The sequence below is a fragment of the Streptomyces sp. AK02-01A genome (genome assembly GCF_033795305.1).
GTDB lineage: Bacteria > Actinomycetota > Actinomycetes > Streptomycetales > Streptomycetaceae > Streptomyces.
Genome location: NZ_JARBAE010000008.1, coordinates 54,853 through 72,805, shown reverse-complemented (window position 1 = coordinate 72,805; position 17,953 = coordinate 54,853). Strand labels below are relative to the sequence as shown.

The following is a 17,953-nucleotide window of genomic DNA, read 5'->3' as shown; positions in this document are numbered from 1 at the left end:
CCAGGCTCTCATTGGTTGCTGCGGCGGCGAGACTCACTTCTCAGCCCCTTCGACAATCTCTTCTGCGGGATCAGGCGCCGTGGGCGCCTCTGAATTGAGGGTGACGGCCAGATCGGCCAGCTCCTCAGGGAGCTTGGCGGACTCGCTGCGGCCGAGTCCCGCCATCTCGACGACGGTGACGCCGTCGGCGCCCCGCACGGCCCGGACCCAGACCCGGCGCCGCTGGATGAAGAGTGAACCAGCCAGTCCGCCGATGGCGGCGACCGCACCGATCAGAGCCCACAGACCACCGGGCTGCTGCGAGATCTGGAAGCTCGCCCACTCCTTGACGTCCTTCTCGAAGGTGATCGAGCCGGCACCGTCCGGGAGCGTGAGCCTGTCGCCCGGCAGCAGGGTCTTCTTCAGGACATCGCCCTTGGTGTCCTTGAAGGCCTTCATCTTGTCGGTGTTGAGCTGGTACACGTTCTGCGGCAGCCCGGAGTCGACGCCCAGACTGCCGTGGTACGCGCCCACATTGAGCACCGGGAAGTCCAGCGCGGGAAAGCGCGAGAACATATCTCCCGAGCCCTTGCCTCCGTACGTCGGCACGAAGAGCGCGGCGAAGCCGAGCTGGTCCTTCTTGCCGCTCTTGTCCCGGTAGCCGTCCATCACCTTGATGGCGCCCGTGGACGAGATGTTGTTGTCGATGGGCAGCAGCGGGACCGCGCCCTTGAAGACCACCTGGCCGCGGCCGTCCCTGACGGTCACGACCGGGGCGTAACCATGGGAGATCAGATAGACCTTGGAGCCGTCGACCACCAGGGGCTTGTTGACCTGGATGACCGCCTTCCGCTCCTTGCTCCCGGCGCCCGTGGTGTAGCGGACGCCGGCCTCGAAGGTGCGCGGCGTGCCGAGCTGCGGCCCGCTGCGCTCATACGTCGCGGTGAACTTGTCCAGGGTGAAGCTGAACGGCGCGAGGTCGTCCGTGCTGAACAGCGATCCCGACTTGAAGTCGTCGTACTGCGTGAGGGTGTTGGAGAAGCCGTCGCCCTCGACGACCAGCTTGCCGCCCTCCGACTTGAAGAGCTGCCCGGTGGCGAAGGCCACCAGCAGCACGATGAGCGCGATATGGAAGACAAGGTTGCCGACCTCGCGGAGATAGCCCTTCTCGGCGGCCACCGCGTCTCCCACGCCGTGGGCACGGAAGCGGCGCTTCCGCAGCAGCGCGAGCGCGGCCTCACGGGCGGCCTCAGGCTCGGCCGTGGTGCGCCAGGTGGTGTAGACGGGCAGCCGGGTGAGCCGCTTGGGCGCGCCGGGCGGCCGGGAGCGGAGCTGGCCGGCGAACTGCCAGGTGCGCGGGACGATACAGCCGATGAGGGAGACGAACAGCAGGATGTAGATCGCGGAGAACCACACCGAGCTGTAGACCTCGAACAACTGGAGCTTGTCGTAGATCGGCGCGAGCGTCTTGTGCAGGTCCTTGAAGGTCTGCACCTTGAGCTCGTCGACGCTGGTCTGCGGGATCAGCGAGCCCGGGATGGAGCCGAGGGAGAGCAGGAAGAGGAGTATCAGCGCGACGCGCATCGAGGTGAGCTGCCGCCAGAACCAGCGGAGCCAGCCGACGATCCCGAGGACCGGGCCACCGATATAGGTCTCCTCGCGCGGTGCGGTGGAGAGCTGGGAGCCGGCGGCGCCGAGTTCGCGCGCGTCCCGCGCCTCGGAAGCGGCTCCCGCAGCCGACGCCTCGGCCGTGCTGTCGGTCTCTGTCTTGCTCATGGCACTAGATCCCCACCGTGAAGCCGTCGGACCAGCCCTGCATCTGCTGCATGATGCTGTCCCAGGCACCTGTCAGCAGCAGCAGACCGGTCACGATCATCATCGCGCCGCCGATCCGCGTCACCCACATGTAATGGCGCTTGACCCAGCCGAAGGCGCCGAGCGCCTTGCGGAACGCCACCGCGGCCAGCACGAACGGCACTCCCAGCCCGAGGCAGTACGCGACGGTGAGTATGGCTCCACGGCCCGCGCTCGCCTGATCGATCGCCAGCGCGTTCACGGTCGAGATGGTCGGCCCGAGACAGGGCGTCCAGCCGATCCCGAAGAGCGCACCGAGCAGCGGAGCGCCCGCCAGGCCGGTCACCGGACGCCGGTGGAAGCGGAATTCACGCTGGGTGAGCCAGGGCATCAGGCCCAGGAAGAGCACACCCATCAGGATCATCAGCGCGCCGAGGACCTTGGAGAGGATGTCCCGGTATCCCTGGAGCGTCGCGCCGAAGTAGCCGAACAGCGCGCCACCGGAGACGAAGACCGCGGTGAAGCCGATGACGAAGAGCGTCGCGCCGGCGGCCATCCGGCCCCGTCTGGCCTCGGCGAGATCGGTCCCGCTGACGCCGGTGACGTACGAGAGATAGCCGGGCACGAGCGGCAGCACACACGGCGAGAAGAAGGAGACAAGCCCGCCCAACAGCGCGATCGGCAGTGCGAACAGCAGCGCACCGCTGTATACCGTCTCGTTCATGCCGTGCTCCGCGGCGAGGAAGTGCGGCGCATCACTTCTCCGCGATCAGCGGGTCGATCATCTTGCGCAGCTTCTCCGCGTCGAGCGCCATCAGCGAGCGGGCCGCGATCTTTCCGTCCCGGTCGAGCACGATCGTGGACGGGATGGCCTGCGGATTGAGGCTGCCCTTGGGGAAACCGTTGACGATGAGCTTGCCCACCGGGTCGTACAGGCTCGGGTAGCCGACGCCGTAGTCCTTCTCGAACGCGAGCGCCGGCCCCTTGTTGGGATCCCGGGTGTTGATCCCGACGAACGCCACACCCTTGGCCTCGGTCTCCTTGGCGACCTTCGCCAGATACGGCGCCTCGGCGCGGCAGGGCCCGCACCACGAGCCCCAGACGTTCAGCACGACGATCTTGCCTCGGAGGTCGGCCACATCGAGCTTCTCGCCCTCAAGGGTCTCGCCCGCGATGTCCTTGACGGCCCTACGGTCCGCCTTCGCGACGGTGGCGATACCACCGGTGTTCGTCACGAAATTACTGTTGCCGCCGCCACCGGACTTGCCGCCGCCGCTGCACGCCGAAAGCGTCAGCGCCGCCGCGACGACCGTGACCGGCAGGATGGCGCGGAGTCGACGGCCGGAGCGGCGTCGGGGGGCGCGGCCTGAGTTCATGTGAAAAGTTTCGCATGGGCGTTTCGAGGATCTTGCGCACCCCCCTGGGTGCCCGGAAAGCCCCTTGTCAGGCGCTCTTAAAGAAAGCGTTCCAGCCGCCGGCCGGAGCCTGCCCGACCTCCAGCGTACGGAGCTTGGCGAGTACGGCGGGGTCCTGGACGTCGAGCCAGTCGGTGAACTGGCGGAACGAAACCAGCCGTACGTCGTTCTTGCCCGCCATGCCCTTCAGCGCCTCCTCCACGGCGTCCATGTAGATCCCGCCGTTCCATTCCTCGAAATGGTTGCCTATGAAGAACGGCGCGCGGTTCGTTTCGTACGCCCGCCGGAAACCGGCGAGATACGCCCCGGTGGCCTGCTTACGCCACTCCGGATAGCGCGAGGGCATACCGCGGGTCGAGTTGTGCGACTGATTCGCGAGCATGTTGTAGTCCATGGAAAGGACCTCGAAGGAATGTCCCGGGAACGGGACGGCCTGGAGCGGCAGATTCCAGACGCCTCCCATCTTGTCGGGCCACTTCTGAGTGCCGCCCGGAGAACTGGCGTCATAACGCCAGCCCAGCTCCTTCGCGGTCGGCAGCAGATTGTCCTGGCCGAGCAGACAGGGCGTGCGGGCGCCGACGAGTTCCTTGCGGTAGTCGAAAGGCAGCGGTTCGAGGTCGGTCCAGCCGCTGTTCGTCCGCCACTGCGTGACGAAGGACAGGGCCTGGTCTATCTCGCTGCGCCACTGCTCAGGGGTCCAGCGGGCCACCGAGCCCGAGCCGGCGCAGAAGTGCCCGTTGAAGTGCGTGCCTATCTCATGGCCGTCGAGCCATGCCTGACGGACGTTCTTCAGCGTCTCCCTGGCGTGCGCGTCGGTGAGATAGCCGATGTCGGACGCGCCTGTGCGGTTGTTCGGCGGCCGGTAGAGCGTCTTCTTGGATTCGGGCAGCACATAGAGGCCCGAGAGGAAGAAGGTCATCGCCGCGCCGTGATTCTTGGCGACTTCGAGGAAGCGCGGGAAAAGGCCATTGCCGACCTCGCCCGCTCCGTCCCAGGAGAAGATCACGAACTGCGGCGGTGTCTCGCCGGGTTCGAGAGGGACAGGCGGTGGCGGCTGATGCGGCTGCTTTCCGGTGTCGGAAGTGGAACCGTCACCGATGAGCCGGACCTCTCTGCCCGTGGGACGGCTCGCCGGACGCGCGCCGGCGGTTTCGCCTCCGCCTTTACCGCCGCTCGCGGCGGCCCCGGACCGGTCCGGCCCGCCTCCGCCGGTGGGGCGGCAGGCCGCGATTCCCACCGCGGCCGCGGCTCCAATTCCAGCTCCGAGCAGAGCCCTTCGGCTGATGTCCCGCATACCGTTCCCATCCGCGCTCGTTCGTCGTACCGCTCTGACAGTCTTACAAGCGGCAACTCGTGAGATGTCATGCCGAACGCGGAGGTTCCAACAGATGTTCCATTTTTAGTTATGTAACAACGGATGTGACAGACCTCATTGAAGACCCTGCATCCTGTCCGATACAGACCGGACAGGACCACAGGCGTACCGAGGGTGACCGCATATGACCGAAAGGCGTTGGCCGGACAGCTTCAGCGTCGGCCAGAGGCTCAGGCACCGAATGCCTTGGCCCCTCCCTTGACCGGCTTGGCACCGGCGAGGAGATGCGCCGGCACGAGATCACGGGCCGGCTCGGTGTAACCAACCGAAATGATCTTGTCGCCGCGATAGGTGAAGCTGGTCAGGGACGCGAGCGTGCACTGCCGCCGGCGCGGATCGTGCCAGAGCCTGCGCCGCTCGACAAAGCTCCGGACGATCCAGATCGGAAGCTGATGGCTGACACAGACCGCCTCATGGCCACGGGCCGCGTCACGCGCGGCGCCCAGGGCGCCCATCATCCGTACGACCTGGTCGACGTACGGCTCGCCCCAGGACGGCCGGAAGGGGTTGGTGAGGTGCTTCCAGTTGGCCGGTTTGCGCAGCGCGCCGTCGCCGACACCGAAGGTCTTGCCCTCGAAGATGTTCGCGGCCTCGATCAGCCGGTCGTCGGTGTCGAGAGTCAGACCGTGGGTCTTGGCGAGCGGTGCCGCGCTCTCCTGAGCGCGCTCCAGCGGAGAGGCGACGACATGAGCGATGTCGTGGTCCGCCAGATGCTCGGCGACCCGGTCGGCCATCTCGCGGCCCAGTTCGGAGAGGTGGTAGCCGGCGCGACGGCCGTACAGCACACCGTCCGGATTGTGGACCTCGCCGTGGCGCATGAGATGGACGATGGTCGTTTCATTGCCGATGTCGCTGTCGCTCATGCTGCGCTCTCCGGGTCCGTGGCTTCGGCGGCGGCGCGGGCGGCCGCCGGCAGTGCGGCGGCGATCCGTTCGATCGCGCGCTCGTCGTGGGCGGTGGAGACGAACCAGGACTCGAAGGAGGACGGCGGCAGATAGACGCCGTCGGCGAGCATCGAGTGGAAGAAGCGGGTGAAGCGGAACGACTCCTGCCGCTTCGCGCCCTCGTAGTCGTACACCTCGTCGGCCGTGAAGAAGACGGAGAACATATTGCTCGCCCTCTGCACCCGATGGGCGACGCCCTCCTTGCCGAGCGCCTCCGTCACCAGCGCCTGGATCTCCTCCGAGACCGCGTTGACCTTCTCGTACGCCGCGTCGTCGAGCAGCCGGAGCTGGGCGAGGCCGGCGGCGGTGGCGACGGGATTCCCGGAGAGCGTGCCCGCCTGGTAGACCGGGCCCGCCGGCGCGAGCCGGCCCATGACGTCGGCGCGGCCGCCGAACGCGGCGGCGGGAAAGCCGCCGCCCATGACCTTGCCGAAGGTCATCAGGTCGGGCGCGACGCCGTCGATGCCGTACCAGCCCGCCTTCGACGTACGGAACCCGGTCATCACCTCGTCGGAGATGTAGAGCGCGCCGTCGGCGGCGCAGATCTCCTTGAGCCCCGCGTTGAAACCGTCGCGCGGCGGCACGACGCCCATGTTGCCCGGCGACGCCTCCGTGATCACACAGGCGATCTCACCCGGATGCGCGGCGAATGCCTGGCGTACGGCGTCGAGATCGTTGTACGGCAGGACGATGGTGTCGCCCGCCTGCGCACCGGTGACGCCGGGCGTGTCGGGCAGCCCGAAGGTCGCCACACCGGAGCCGGCCGCGGCGAGCAGCGCGTCGACATGGCCGTGGTAGCAGCCGGCGAACTTCACGACTTTCGCGCGCCCGGTGAAACCACGGGCGAGCCGGATCGCGGACATGGTCGCCTCGGTGCCGGACGACACCAGCCGTACCTGTTCCACGGGTGCGACCCGGGCCACGATCTCCTCGGCGAGCGCGACCTCGCCCTCACCCGGCGTACCGAACGACGTACCGCGGGCGACCGCCGCCTGGACCGCTTCGATCACCTCGGGGTGGGAATGACCGAGAATCATCGGCCCCCAAGAACATACGAGGTCGACATATTCACGGCCGTCCGCATCGATGAGGTATGGACCGTTACCGGACACCATGAACCGGGGCGTACCGCCCACCGCGCGGAAGGCACGGACGGGAGAGTTCACGCCGCCGGGCGTCACGAGGGCCGCGCGGTCGAAAAGCGTCTGCGAAACTGGGGCGTCATAGGGGAAGCTCACGCAATCCATGGTGTCAGAGGCTCAGACGTTCTTGCGGACAGGTGTTTCACCGCACGTCCGTGGGGGAGGTCACTGTCACGATGATCGGGTTGCGCGGCCAGGGCTGCGAGTGGTCGGGTGGAGATATGCATCGCGGTGGCGGACTGGGCGAGGGGACCGACGACCTGGGTCCTGAGCCTGCCCGTCGGGGGAAGCACCGGAGACACGAGGCCCGGGAGCAGCCCGCGGGGAGCAGGAGTAGTGGCCGGGTGGGGGTGACCTACAAATACTTTGGCGCGCCCAACGGGGCCACGGCGGCACGGGTCCCGATTTCGATGCGCCCGGAAGAGCTGGGCGGTGACGAGCTCGGCATGGGCGGCATGTTCACCAAGATCAAGCCCGAGACGATAGCCGCGATGGTGCTGACCGGCATACAGGGCATGCCTCTGCACAAGGTGCCTCCGCTGGAACTGGTCGTGCTGCACCCGGACTACGCGGTCGTGAAACTCCCGATGACGGTCGTCGACCCTCTCCGTGGCATCGGCGAGGAGTCGGTGGGCGCGGCGGCCTTCATATGGTCCACGGTCCCGGACCGCGGCGGCCCGCGGGACGCGTACAACGTCTATCAACTGCTGCACGAGTGGCAGGACTTCAGCCACCGACTGCATGACGCGGGACATCAGCCTTATTGCCTGGTGTGGCCCTGAGCCCGCGTTACCGGGGCCATTGCCGACGCTTTTCTTGAGGCTGTCCCGGGAATAGCCGCGAAATCCTGCCAAGCCGCCGGGGCACATTGAGGGCACATGGACGGGGATTCGCCGCCGGTTGTGCCCCGCGATTCCGGTTCGTCGGCGAACGCGGCGTCGATCGCGGAGCGGGTCCGGGTCTCGCTCGGCGGCAGCGGATACGTATACGCACGCAGGATGAAGCCGGGATCGAAGTGCCCGAGGTACTCCGAAAGGGCCTTGATGCTCTCCCCCGCGTCCAGCAGAACCGACGCGTACGCGTGCCGCAGCGCGTGCATGCCGTCCTCGGGCGCCGCCTGGAGGTACTTGGCCCCGCGCTCGCGCGGGCAGCGGCCAGTACGAGCTTCCAGACGCCCTGGTTGAAGACGCTCCTGTTGTACGCCCGGCCCTTTTCGTCAACGAAGAGGAGGCGGAAGGTCTTCGATTCGCCGCCCGGCTTGCCCCAGGGCAGCGTGGCCTCGACCGGCGGGAAGTCCTACTCCCCCGAGCCTGGATCAGGCGGCCATCTCGCTGCGTATCCGGTCCAGTGACTGCGAAGCGGCGGCCTGCTGAGCGGGCAGCCGTGACCCCGCAGTTCGCATGATCCGCTGCAGCTGATGAGGGATGCGCTGCACAACAGCCTCCTGGGTAGCGGTATCGAGCGACTGGGCGGCGCCGCCCGCGTCGCTGGCGAGTAGCTGGACGTGCGCGACAGTGATCATTTCGATGACGCGCCACTGTGGAGCCACGACAGTCGTGGGCACTGGACTGTGTTCCACCAGCCGCATGGCCATGTTGGTGCGCTCGGTTGAGACGAGACCGCGCAGACGGATCTCATGGAGGGAGAAGGGATTGAACAAGCTGGTGTGGTCAACGCGGTCGAGCAGGGCGTCAGTCTCCCGCATCACCCGGTCGAACAGTTCGCCGTTGCCCAGCCCGCCGGCGGCCCGGGCGAGCAGCGGCAGCGCGGCGGCGCGGGCGTTGTCGTCGGGCGCGGTGGCGGCAGCGCGGCACAACCGTTGGACCGCCGCGCCCCGTAGGTTGGCCTTGCGCAGCTCGTTGCCGTGCATGCGCAGCACGTACGAGGTCATGCCCGGGTCCCCGAAGTACTCGGCGATCTCAAGGCTCATGGCCGTCCAGCGGGCGGCGGTGGCCAGGCGTTCCTCCGGCAGCACGTTGCCCAGGGCGACGCCGAGGCCGACGCGGGCCCGGGCGAGCAGGTGCAGAACGTCCCGCTCGGTGTGGCCTTCGTCGGCACGGGCTTCGAGCCGAGCAACGAGCGGCCACAGTTCGGAGACGGCTTCGGAGGCGTGGCCAGACTGGCGGGCGATCTCGGCGAGCCGGACGGCCGGCTCACCGAACTGCAGCATCGCCCGGTGGTCCGTGTCGGTGGGATCGGTGATGCCGAGGACGTGGGGAGGCAATCGCAGAGCCTCTCAGACACGGCGGCGGGAGCCGATGTCGTCGAGGGCGCGCTGCCCCAGCTCCAGGGCGGAGATGTAGGTCTTCTCGTAGCCGAGGAGTTCAGCGAGCGCGGTCTGGTTCAAGCCGTGCACGCGTCGGTAGAAACGAAGGATGCCGGCCAGATCACCCGCGGCCAGTACAAGTTGGGCCTGCGGTGTCGCCCAGTGCCACTGGGCGTGCCGGGCCGAGGGCCGGAGAAGCGGGAGCCTGCTCTCCCCTGCCCGGTGCGCGAGCTCGCCCCCGGCCATCGTCGACTACCTCCGCTCGTGGTCGTCCAGGGTCGCCGGGCCGTAGTAGCCGCTGCCGTACCAGGCGGCGATCGCCCGCTTGTAGCCGTCGGGCATGTTCAGTTCCGGTACCTCGTCGGCGGTGAACATGCCCAACTGCTTGTGCTCGTGGCTGACAACAGGCGGCCGCTCGGGGGTCAACACAGTGCAGCCGTAGGTCACGATCAATACCCGCCGCCCCGGGACGGGCTGGTAGACCCACACACCGCCATCGATGAGCGGGCCGGCCTCAACCTCCCAGCCGGTCTCCTCCTCGATCTCACGCGCTAGCGCCGCCTCAGGGCTGCTGTCCGGCAGCTGTTCGCCATCGGCGCTGCCGATCTCCAGTCGGCCTCCGGGCAGCTCCCACTCATCACGCTCGTTCCGCAGCAACAGCACGCGATCACGCGCGTCGAGCGCAACGCCCTTCACGGAGACGGGCCAGAGCGGCGGCGTGTACGTCATGACAGTCCTCGTCCTGCGGTGCGCGAGCCGGGCTCCGGAACGTAGCACGCTCCCCTCACCCCACCACCCCGCCGACCGAATTGTCCGAGTCGACAGTCTGTCGCTTTACCCAGCTCACCCCACCTCTCCACTCTGATCACACCGACCTCGATCGAAGGAGTACGGCGATGCTCGATACCTCCGCAGGCTCCGAGACGCTCTTCGCGGACCGCTACGTCAACCTCCGCGCCCCGCATGCCAACGACGTGATCGCCGCACAGCTTCGTGAGACCGGCCTGGTCACCCTCAACGGGCTGACGACCCGGCAGGAGGTCCTGGCGTTCGCCTCCCGGATGATGGCGATCACGCCTCACCCACACGGCGCCCCGGACAGCCTGACCCTGATTCACGACACGGGCAACCATGCCCACCGCGCCGGCTTCGCCGGCCTCGGCAGCGGCGAATTGCAGGCCCACACCGAACGGTCGGGCACCCCCACGCCTCCCCGCCTGATCCTCCTGGTGTGCCTGCAGCCGGCGACCGCGGGTGGTGAGACCTTCCTTGCTGACGGACGCGAAGTCCACGCCCGCCTCATGGGCGAGAACCGTGACGCGGCAGTGGCGCTCTGCCAGCCCAGGTCCGCCTACTTCGGCGCGGGTACGGGCCACACCACACAGGTCTTCACCGTCCAAGCCGACGGTCGGATCTCCTTACGGCTGCGCCAGGACGGTCTCGCCCGCTGGAGCCCCATCGTCCAGCCCCACCTCCCTGCCCTTCGCAGCGCCATCGCCACCAGCCAGCACCGCCTCCTGCTTCATGCCGGACAGGGCTATCTGCTGGACAACCACCGCTGGCTGCACGCCCGCACACGCTTCACCGGGGACCGAAGGCTCCTGCGCGCCCTGGGCGACCCCCGTTTCGCCCTCCCCGGGGGATTCGCCCCGCACCCGACAACCGCCGCCCTTCCCAAGGCCGGCGAGCCCGTCTCATCGGCACGCGCCCCGAGGAGGTGACCGATGTGACAGACGCCGAACAAGCCAGCGTGGGGACGTTGATGGTCGACAAGCGCAACGACCAGGTGGGGGTGGTCATGGGACACGCTGGGCCCTACATTCAGCTCCGCCCGCTGAAGGGCGGCAGGGAGTGGGACGTTCCCCCTACGGAACTTCGCCGTCCCACCCAGGCCGAGGAGCTGAGCGCCAAGGTCGCCGTAGCGAACGGACGGTGGGGGCGATGAGTCCACGCGCCGTTCTCGGGCACGAGACCTGGACGCTCGAACCCGACCGGGAACCCGATGCCGAGCCGACCACGTACGCGATGCAGTGCGCCGTCGACGGCGGGACATCGCCGCCCAGCGAGGACTTCGCCGAACCCCAGAACTGGGTGCTGAAGCACTGCGGCCTGCACCCGTCGCACCACACGTACCGCCGGAGTGCCCGAGGACGCTTCCCTCCGCCAGGTCCATGTGTCCAGCCACCGCGATGGCGGTCTCGGGTTTTCCTCTCCGGTGTCAGTTGGCCAGCGGGTCGCGGATCGTGTCGCGGGCCTCTCGGACCGGCCTGGACGCGCTGTGCCCCACGGTGCACGGGCAGAGGTCGCCGAGCTGAGCACGGACGCGGCTCGACCGTGTGGGACGGCTCAAGGCTGGTCCAGATAGGTGGCGAGAGTGCTGCGGCTGCGTCGCAGGCCGTCGATGCGCTCATCCATGGCCGCCAACTCCCGGTCCATGACGGCCCGCAGGTCCGCGCACCAGTCGAACCCGGGCTGCTCGCCCCGGGTGCACGGCAACACCACCCGGATCACCTCGGTGGACAGGCCCGCGTCCAGCAGCGCGCGCACCTGACGCACGGTGACCACCGCGTCCTCGTCGTAGTAGCGGTAACCGTTCGCAGCACGCCTGGCGTCAAGCAGTCCCTGCGCCTCGTAGTACCGCAGCAGCCGCGCGCTGACCTTGGTACGCCGTGACAACTCGCCGATCAGCATGTGCCGCCCCGTCCCGAGGTTGACCTTGCCATCGATGTGAAGCCCTAACGTCGCCGCATGAGCGAACATTCCGCGCAGGCCGGCCGCGGTGTTGGCGTCGCCGCGCTCCGAAGGAGAACCGTGAACTCACCGCTGCTCCGGCCTTACCGGGGCCCCGTACTCCAACTGCCCAACCGGACGGCCATGGCCCCGATGACCCGCGCCCGCGCCGACGACGCCACCGGCGTCCCCGTACCGGTCATGACCGAGTACTACGTCCAGCGCGCCGGCGCCGGACTCATCGTCAGCGAAGGAATCTGGCCGCACCGCCTTGGCAAGGGCGGCCCCGGTGTCCCCGGCCTGACCGAGCCGGTCCATGTCGAAGGCTGGCGCCGGACGACACGGGCCGTGCACGCCGCCGGCGGCCGCGTCTATGCCCAGTTGTGGCACGTGGGCCGCGTCAGCCACCCCGACATCCTCGGCGGAGAGCGGCCGGTCGCTCCCTCGGCCGTGGGCATCTCGCACGGCCAGATCTTCACCGCCTCCGGACTGAAGGATTACGTCGTCCCGCGTGAGCTGTCCGCCGCCGAGGTGGCCGAGGCTGTCGAGTCCCATGCCTCGGCCGCCCGCAACGCCATCGACGCCGGATTCGACGGCGTCGAGGTCAACGGCGCCTACGGCTACCTCATCGCCCAGTTCCTGTCCGACAACGCCAACCTGCGAACCGACGGTTACGCGGACCGCGTCCGCTTCGCGATCGAGGTCGTCGAAGCCGTCGCCGCCGCGATCGGAGCGGACCGGACCGGACTGCGCGTCTCTCCCGCCCATCCGCTCCTCGGCATCGTCGAGTCCGCTCCCGCCGCGCGCTACCACCGGCTGCTGGAGGCGCTGGACGGAATGGGCCTGGCGTACCTGCATGTGGTGCAGTCCGGAAAGTACGCCGCGCTGGAAGATCTGCGTCCCCGCTGGAGCGACACCCTGGTGGCCACCTACGACGGACCCGAGCCCGGCAGCCGTGAGCGGGCGGAAAGGGCGCTGAGCGCCGGCCTCGCCGACATCTACGCCTTCGGACGGCTGTTCCTGGCCAATCCGGACCTGCCGCGGCGCATCGCCGCCAACGCGCCGCTCAACCCGTTGCGCGAGACCGGAATGTACGGAGGCGGCGCGGAAGGATATGTGGACTATCCCAGCCTCAACAGCCGCAACGGTCAGGACCTCCCGTTTGGACCGGGCTGAATCCGGGAGCTGGGCGCTGGTGCGTGGATCGCGCCCCGGGCCGCCGGAGACGCCGCTGTTCCTTCATCAGACAGGCCGGCTCAGCCGCCCCCCGCCGCAGCCACCGACGCCTCAGCCGTCCTCGTCCCGGCGTCCCTCCGTCGCCCGGGTGATCGCCGTCTCCACCTCCGCCACGCGGTCCGCGAGCAGGCCGAGGGCCGCCACCGCGCGGGTCATCGGGTCGGCGGAGGGGCCGCCGTGGGACCGCGTACGGGTGTAGGCCGCCTTGACCGCCGTCCAGCGGGCGGACTGGGCGGGCGTGAGGGCCGAGCGGAGTTCGGCGAGTTTGAGGAGGCTTGCCTCGGCGCCCGTCGTCAGGGTCTGGGCCTCGCTCGTGTAGTGGTCGTCGATCACGGCGGCCAGTTCGGCGTCGTTCATGACCGCGTCGATACGGGCCACGATCTTGTTCATATTGCGGTAGGACCCCTGGAGCAGGAACGGCGGCTCGGTACGGGAGGCGTCGGCCTGCGCGGCGGAGGCGATATACGCCTCGTTGACCGCGAGGACCGTCGCGCGCGCGGTCAGGAGGTGGCGCAGTACGGCCAGCACACGGTCCAGTTCGGCCGGTGTGTACGGATGGCGCAGCCGGTCGGGACGGGCCGTCGGATCGTCGGCGGCGAGGCGGCCGAGCAGGTCGAGGTCGGCCCGGTCGCGGCCGGCCAGCGGCGCCAGTACCGGATGTGCGGTGAGGGCGTTCTCGACGAAGCTCAGCGCGAAGACGTCCTCCTTGCCGGTCAGCACTTCGCCCAGATTCCAGACGTCGGCGCGGTTGGCGAGCATGTCAGGGACGCGGAAGCGCTGCCCGGACTCGGTGTAGGGATTGCCGGCCATGCAGACCGCGAAGCGCTTGCCGCGCAGGTCGTACGTCCTGGTCTCGCCGTTCCAGACGCCCTCGATCCGGCGCTGCGCGTCGCACAGCGGGATGAACTGCTGGAGCAGTTCGGGCGAGGTGTGCTGGATGTCGTCCAGATGGAGAAGCGTGTTGTTGCCGCTCTCCAGCGCGAAGTTGATCTTCTCGACCTCCTGGCGGGCGGTCGCGTTCGGCGCTTGCTCCGGGTCGAGTGAGGTGACGGCGTGGCCGAGGGCCGGGCCGTTCACCTTCACCAGGACCAGGCCGAGGCGGTCGGCGACGTACTCCATGAGGGTCGTCTTGCCGTAGCCCGGCGGCGAGACGAGCAGCAGCAGCCCGTTGCTGTCGGTGCGCTTGGTCTCGCCCGCCGCGCCGAGCTGCTTGGCGAGGTTGTCGCCGATGAGCGGCAGATAGACCTCGTCGATGAGCCGGTTGCGTACGAAGGAGGACATGACGCGAGGCCGGTAGTCGTCCAGGCGCAGCCGGGTCCGCTCGGCCGCGACGAGCGCGCCGCGCCGGCGCTGGTAGGCCCGGAAGCCGGGAGCCACCCGCTCGTGGAAGTCCCGGGTGCGGGCGAGGAGTTCGTCGATCCGGACGGTGAGGCGGCGCCGCTCGATCCGTGGATGGCCGCCGAGCAGACCGTCGACGGTCTCGGTGAGCGGCGCCATCGAGTCGTAGCGCGGCAGGTCCGGGCACAGCTCGACGGCCGCCGCCTCCGCCAGATCGCCGGGATCGGTGTCCCGGCCGCCCGCGGTGGCGTAGGCGGTCAGCCAGTTGTCGACGAGCTGGCGCCGCGCGGCGAGGTCGTCACCGAGCCCGGTCAGGTCCTCGTCGTATGCCGAAGTGCCCACGGTCCGGCGGAACTTGTCGAGCAGTGTGCGCGCCGCCGCGCTGGTGACAAAGCCCTCGGGGCCGGATGTCAGCTCCTCGAAGAGATACTCGGCGCTCAGCGTCCCGCCGTCGTACGGTGCCATCGCGCCGGCCAGTTCCGCCTGGAGCGCGGCGATCGCCGGAGCCAGGCCGAAGGTCTCCCGGGCGCGCGCCATGGACCGGGCCCGGCGGGTCCAGGCGTCCCGCGCCTCGCCGGTGGTGCCGTGCGACCAGAAGAGCTGCGCGGCGGCGCGGTCCGCGGCCGGATAGCGCAGCAGTCCCGCGCCGGCGCGCAGGCGCAGCAGCGCGCCGAGAATGAGCGCGGCGTCGTGGTCGTGCACTCCGCGCTCATAGCCCTCGTCGTACGCGGCCTCCGCCGCCCGCCGTACATGGTCGAGGAGATCGCCGGGCCGCGCGGTGTCGTGGTCGTGGTCGTGGTCGTGGTCGTCGAGCAGCCTCGCCGCCAGATACTCGGCGCGGTACATCTCCGGCGACTCCGAGGGCAGGCTCTGGCCCCAGTGGGCCCGGGTGGCCGCGAAGTCCGGATCGGTGACGGGCGCGCGGTAGTCGGTGCCGGTGAGCGCGAAGGCCAGTCCGTCTCCGTGCGGTACGAGTGTCAGATCGAGCGGCTGGGTGTTGACGGCGAACCGGTGGCGTCCGAGGCGGATCAGCGCGCCGCCGTCCGCGTACAGGTCGACACGGTCGCGCAGGGCGCGGGCGGCCTCCTGGCGCGCGGCCCCGATCCGGCCGTCCAGTTCCTCCGCCCGTACCCGGTCGCCGAGTTCGCGCAGTTCGGCGACGGTGCGGCGGACCTTGGCGACCATCGGGTCGGAGGCGAAGTAGGTGCTGACCGCGTCGGCGGAGTCAAGCGCGGCGGACCGGCGCGCGACGGTCTCCAGCACTCGGACGGCCGATTCGGCCAGCCGCTCGGCGCGCCGGGCGCGGGCGTCCTGGAGGGTCTGCTTGCGGGTCGAGAACGTCTCGTACACCTCGCCGCGCCTGGCGGAGAGCGCGGCCAGGAAGTCGTCCGACTCCGCGAACCGGGATTCGAGGTTCTCCAGCCGCAGCAGCAGTCCGGCGAGCTGGTCGTCGCACGCCTCGGGAGTGTCCGCGGCGGCCAGCGCGGCGGTGACCGCCTGTCCCAGCAGCGCGGACTCGGCGGCGAACTCGGCCCGGCCCTCGTGGTCGAGGAGTTCCCGGCGGCGCGCGTCCAGCGTGGCGCGGGCGCTGTTGATGCCGCCCAGGACCTCGGCGGCGCGTTCCAGGATGGACGTACGGACGGTGGCGTCGGCGATGTCCAGACCGGCGACGACCTCGGTGACGGTCCGCAGCCCGGCCGTCAGCTCGTCCAGGCGCGCGCCGAGGGGCGCGGCCTCGGCCACGGTGGCGGTCGTGCCGGCCTCGGCCGTCAGCCGTTCGATGTCCTCGTGGTATTCGCTGAAGGCGTCGTCCCGGCGCAGGAACCGCACCGCGCGCTGTCCGAAGGAGGCGATGTCCGCCGTCACACCGTCCGCGAGCGCGTCGACGGCCCCGGTGTCGGCGTACCGCCGCTCCTTGAGCGTGAGCAGATGGCCGTGGGCGCGGCGCAGTTCGGTGAGGCGCCCCACCCAGGCGGCGGCCGAGTGCGGCGCGTCGCCGCGGGTCCTGCGTACGAGCGAGGCGATCTCGGCGGTGGACGCGGCGAGCGCCTCGGCGGCCTCCCGGGTCAGTGTCTCCACGGTCTCGAATTCGGCCAGCACCTGTCCGGCGGTGGCCCGCACGCCGTCCAGCGGCTCCCGCAGATCACCGGCCTCGGGATCGCCCAGCCAGTGGTAGGTGTCGGCGGCGCGGACACACGCGGCGAGCAGCGTCTCGTAGCCGGCGGTCGTCGGCGCGCCGGTCTCGGTGACGGCGCGGGCCAGCGACAGACAGTCGGAGATGCCGCGCACCAGGTCGGCGTTGCCGATCCGGGCCAGCGGTCCGGTGCCTGCCGGGGTCGCGGCGGCGTGCGTGTCGGAGACGTACGGCGAGCGCCAGATCTGGAGCGGATGGACCCGGGACGGCTCGCCGGAGCCGGCGCGCAGCACGATGAGCGTGCCGTCCTCGAAGAGCGCGTATCCGTGGCAGGAGAGCGGTGCGGCGGCCTCCTCGCGGATCACGTTGTACGGCAGGAGCAGGCTCCGGCCCTCGGCGCGGGCGTGGAAGACGTACAGCACGTCCTCGCCGTTGGGCGAGCGGAGCACCCGCTCGAACTCCAGGCCGGTGGTGTCGATGTCGAAGGTCTTGTACGCGCCGGTCGCCAGGCAGTAGCCGCCGGGAAAGACGATGCCCTGGTCCTCGGGCAGGCTCCGGCAGCCCTGTCCGATGCCGTCCAGCCGGACGACGGTCCTGGTGACGGTATTGAAGACGAGATGGCGCCGGGTCCGCTCCTTGTACGGACGGACGCGCAGCAGGATCAGCGCGCCGGCCCTGGCGTACTCGACGTCGGCGTCCGCGAGCGACTGGAGCGGCTCGTCGACCGGTTCGGAGTGGATCTCCTCGCCGGTCTCGGCGCTGTCGCCGCCGGGCGCCCTGACGGTGAGTGTGCCGCCGACCGTCGCGACGAACACCTCGCCGCCGATGGAGATGTGCGGTTGACGGCCGAGGACATGGTCCTCACGGGTGGTGGCCGTCCACTCGAAGTCGTGCGCCGGCGGAAGGACATGGTCCCGGTCACCGCGCGCGTCCAGGAACTCCGCGCTGCCGTCGGCGGCGAGCGCCCAGCGCAGCACCCGGATGTCGTCGGCGGTCTCGCCCGTCTGGAAGACGGCGAGCAGTCTGCCGTCCGTGTGGCGGAGCTGGAGAAGGCGGGCGTCGCGGTAGTAGCGGCGGAGGTCGGCGAGCTCCTTCACGAATGCCGGATCGTCGAGCAGACCGGGCACGGCGTCGTCCGGCAGCCGGTTCAGCTCGCGGTCGTGCAGGCTGAGGAGCTCGGCGACGGCGCCGCCGGCTCCGGCCTTCGAGTCGGACGAGGCCGCGTGGCCGGGAGGGATGTGGTGGCCGAGGAGGAGCGCGCCGCCGACGGAGACGATGTCGCGCGGCACACGCGGCTGCTCGGTGCGGACCTGCCCGGTGCCGGTGAGCGCGAGCTCCATGGAGCCGAAGGCCGCGATCCGGCGGGCGTTCAGCTCCTCGGCCCGGCGGGCCAGCTCGGCGGCCTGCGCACCGAGCCGGTCGCGCAGCACCTCGTATGTGCCGGCATCCACCGTCCCGGCGTCCACTGCGGTCTCCATCGCGCGTCTCTCGCCTCTCTCTTCCCGTACGCGTTGCTTGTCCGTACGCGTTGCCTGTCCGTGCGCCGTGCTGGTCACGCGTCGTCGCGAGCGGCCGTACGCGGAGCCGCCGTGTGACGGCT

The 17,953-nt window shown here is 69.7% G+C and carries 15 protein-coding genes and 1 pseudogene; 4 read left to right on the top strand and 12 right to left on the bottom strand.

The genetic code is table 11. The features are described from left to right. Window positions 1-33: 33 nt before the first annotated feature. The 6 genes from PV679_RS10945 to hemL all read right to left on the bottom strand — a co-directional run bounded on the left by PV679_RS10945 (window position 34) and on the right by hemL (window position 6,754). Complete coding sequence (locus PV679_RS10945) at window positions 34-1,755, bottom strand: cytochrome c biogenesis protein ResB (protein WP_319679934.1); 1,722 nt, start codon at window positions 1,753-1,755, stop codon at window positions 34-36. Between the two features lie 4 nt (window positions 1,756-1,759). After that, window positions 1,760-2,497: a cytochrome c biogenesis CcdA family protein gene (locus PV679_RS10940; RefSeq protein ID WP_319679933.1), complete on the bottom strand. Its 738-nt coding sequence runs from the start codon at window positions 2,495-2,497 to the stop codon at window positions 1,760-1,762. Window positions 2,498-2,528: 31 nt separating this feature from the next. Continuing rightward, a complete protein-coding gene (locus PV679_RS10935; protein ID WP_319679932.1) occupies window positions 2,529-3,149 on the bottom strand; it encodes a TlpA disulfide reductase family protein in 621 nt (206 codons plus the stop codon). A 67-nt stretch (window positions 3,150-3,216) separates the two neighbouring features. Beyond that, window positions 3,217-4,482, bottom strand: a complete 1,266-nt coding sequence (locus tag PV679_RS10930; protein ID WP_319679931.1) for a hypothetical protein — start codon at window positions 4,480-4,482, stop codon at window positions 3,217-3,219. A gap of 251 nt (window positions 4,483-4,733) precedes the next feature. Then, window positions 4,734-5,426, bottom strand: a complete 693-nt coding sequence (locus PV679_RS10925; protein WP_319679930.1) for a histidine phosphatase family protein — start codon at window positions 5,424-5,426, stop codon at window positions 4,734-4,736. Further along, entirely contained in the window at window positions 5,423-6,754 is a 1,332-nt protein-coding gene (hemL, locus tag PV679_RS10920; protein WP_319679929.1) for a glutamate-1-semialdehyde 2,1-aminomutase, read from the bottom strand. The genes PV679_RS10925 and hemL overlap by 4 nt, the downstream gene beginning before the upstream one ends. A 116-nt stretch (window positions 6,755-6,870) precedes the next feature. On the opposite strand from hemL, the gene PV679_RS10915 reads away from it, so the two are divergent. Further along, complete coding sequence (locus PV679_RS10915) at window positions 6,871-7,431, top strand: hypothetical protein (RefSeq protein ID WP_319680056.1); 561 nt, start codon at window positions 6,871-6,873, stop codon at window positions 7,429-7,431. Between the two features lie 71 nt (window positions 7,432-7,502). Here PV679_RS10915 and PV679_RS10910 read toward each other — a convergent pair. The 4 genes and pseudogenes from PV679_RS10910 to PV679_RS10895 all read right to left on the bottom strand — a co-directional run. After that, window positions 7,503-7,945 (bottom strand): annotated as a pseudogene (locus tag PV679_RS10910) (site-specific integrase); the annotation flags it as partial. Window positions 7,946-7,964: 19 nt separating this feature from the next. Continuing rightward, window positions 7,965-8,819: a hypothetical protein gene (locus PV679_RS10905; RefSeq protein WP_319679927.1), complete on the bottom strand. Its 855-nt coding sequence runs from the start codon at window positions 8,817-8,819 to the stop codon at window positions 7,965-7,967. Between the two features lie 66 nt (window positions 8,820-8,885). Then, the gene (locus PV679_RS10900; protein ID WP_319679926.1) at window positions 8,886-9,161 is read right to left on the bottom strand and encodes a hypothetical protein; all 276 of its coding nucleotides are present in this window, start codon (window positions 9,159-9,161) and stop codon (window positions 8,886-8,888) included. Window positions 9,162-9,167: 6 nt separating this feature from the next. Continuing rightward, window positions 9,168-9,644, bottom strand: a complete 477-nt coding sequence (locus tag PV679_RS10895) for an NUDIX hydrolase (protein ID WP_319679925.1) — start codon at window positions 9,642-9,644, stop codon at window positions 9,168-9,170. Between the two features lie 167 nt (window positions 9,645-9,811). On the opposite strand from PV679_RS10895, the gene PV679_RS10890 reads away from it, so the two are divergent. Next, a complete protein-coding gene (locus PV679_RS10890; protein ID WP_319679924.1) occupies window positions 9,812-10,636 on the top strand; it encodes a TauD/TfdA family dioxygenase in 825 nt (274 codons plus the stop codon). A 41-nt stretch (window positions 10,637-10,677) separates the two neighbouring features. Further along, on the top strand, window positions 10,678-10,860 hold the full coding sequence (locus PV679_RS10885; RefSeq protein WP_319680055.1) for a hypothetical protein: 183 nt from the start codon (window positions 10,678-10,680) through the stop codon (window positions 10,858-10,860). 401 nt (window positions 10,861-11,261) lie between these two features. Here PV679_RS10885 and PV679_RS10880 read toward each other — a convergent pair whose 3' ends face one another. Beyond that, a complete protein-coding gene (locus PV679_RS10880) occupies window positions 11,262-11,606 on the bottom strand; it encodes a MerR family transcriptional regulator (RefSeq protein WP_319679923.1) in 345 nt (114 codons plus the stop codon). Window positions 11,607-11,726: 120 nt separating this feature from the next. Between PV679_RS10880 and PV679_RS10875 the strand changes: the two genes are divergently transcribed. Continuing rightward, window positions 11,727-12,821, top strand: a complete 1,095-nt coding sequence (locus tag PV679_RS10875) for an alkene reductase (RefSeq protein ID WP_319679922.1) — start codon at window positions 11,727-11,729, stop codon at window positions 12,819-12,821. Window positions 12,822-12,932: 111 nt separating this feature from the next. Here PV679_RS10875 and PV679_RS10870 read toward each other — a convergent pair whose 3' ends face one another. Continuing rightward, a complete protein-coding gene (locus tag PV679_RS10870) occupies window positions 12,933-17,831 on the bottom strand; it encodes a DNA repair ATPase (protein WP_319679921.1) in 4,899 nt (1,632 codons plus the stop codon). Between the last annotated feature and the right edge of the window lie 122 nt (window positions 17,832-17,953).

Excerpts from the sequence above, each read along its gene's own strand:
- PV679_RS10945 (WP_319679934.1), bottom strand. The coding sequence starts at position 1,755 with ATGAGCAAGACAGAGACCGACAGCACGGCCGAGGCGTCGGCTGCGGGA.
- PV679_RS10940 (WP_319679933.1), bottom strand. The coding sequence starts at position 2,497 with ATGAACGAGACGGTATACAGCGGTGCGCTGCTGTTCGCACTGCCGATC.
- PV679_RS10935 (WP_319679932.1), bottom strand. The coding sequence starts at position 3,149 with ATGAACTCAGGCCGCGCCCCCCGACGCCGCTCCGGCCGTCGACTCCGC.
- PV679_RS10930 (WP_319679931.1), bottom strand. The coding sequence starts at position 4,482 with ATGCGGGACATCAGCCGAAGGGCTCTGCTCGGAGCTGGAATTGGAGCC.
- PV679_RS10925 (WP_319679930.1), bottom strand. The coding sequence starts at position 5,426 with ATGAGCGACAGCGACATCGGCAATGAAACGACCATCGTCCATCTCATG.
- hemL (WP_319679929.1), bottom strand. The coding sequence starts at position 6,754 with ATGGATTGCGTGAGCTTCCCCTATGACGCCCCAGTTTCGCAGACGCTT.
- PV679_RS10915 (WP_319680056.1), top strand. The coding sequence starts at position 6,871 with ATGCATCGCGGTGGCGGACTGGGCGAGGGGACCGACGACCTGGGTCCT.
- PV679_RS10905 (WP_319679927.1), bottom strand. The coding sequence starts at position 8,819 with ATGCTGCAGTTCGGTGAGCCGGCCGTCCGGCTCGCCGAGATCGCCCGC.
- PV679_RS10900 (WP_319679926.1), bottom strand. The coding sequence starts at position 9,161 with ATGGCCGGGGGCGAGCTCGCGCACCGGGCAGGGGAGAGCAGGCTCCCG.
- PV679_RS10895 (WP_319679925.1), bottom strand. The coding sequence starts at position 9,644 with ATGACGTACACGCCGCCGCTCTGGCCCGTCTCCGTGAAGGGCGTTGCG.
- PV679_RS10890 (WP_319679924.1), top strand. The coding sequence starts at position 9,812 with ATGCTCGATACCTCCGCAGGCTCCGAGACGCTCTTCGCGGACCGCTAC.
- PV679_RS10885 (WP_319680055.1), top strand. The coding sequence starts at position 10,678 with ATGGTCGACAAGCGCAACGACCAGGTGGGGGTGGTCATGGGACACGCT.
- PV679_RS10880 (WP_319679923.1), bottom strand. The coding sequence starts at position 11,606 with ATGCTGATCGGCGAGTTGTCACGGCGTACCAAGGTCAGCGCGCGGCTG.
- PV679_RS10870 (WP_319679921.1), bottom strand. The coding sequence starts at position 17,831 with ATGGAGACCGCAGTGGACGCCGGGACGGTGGATGCCGGCACATACGAG.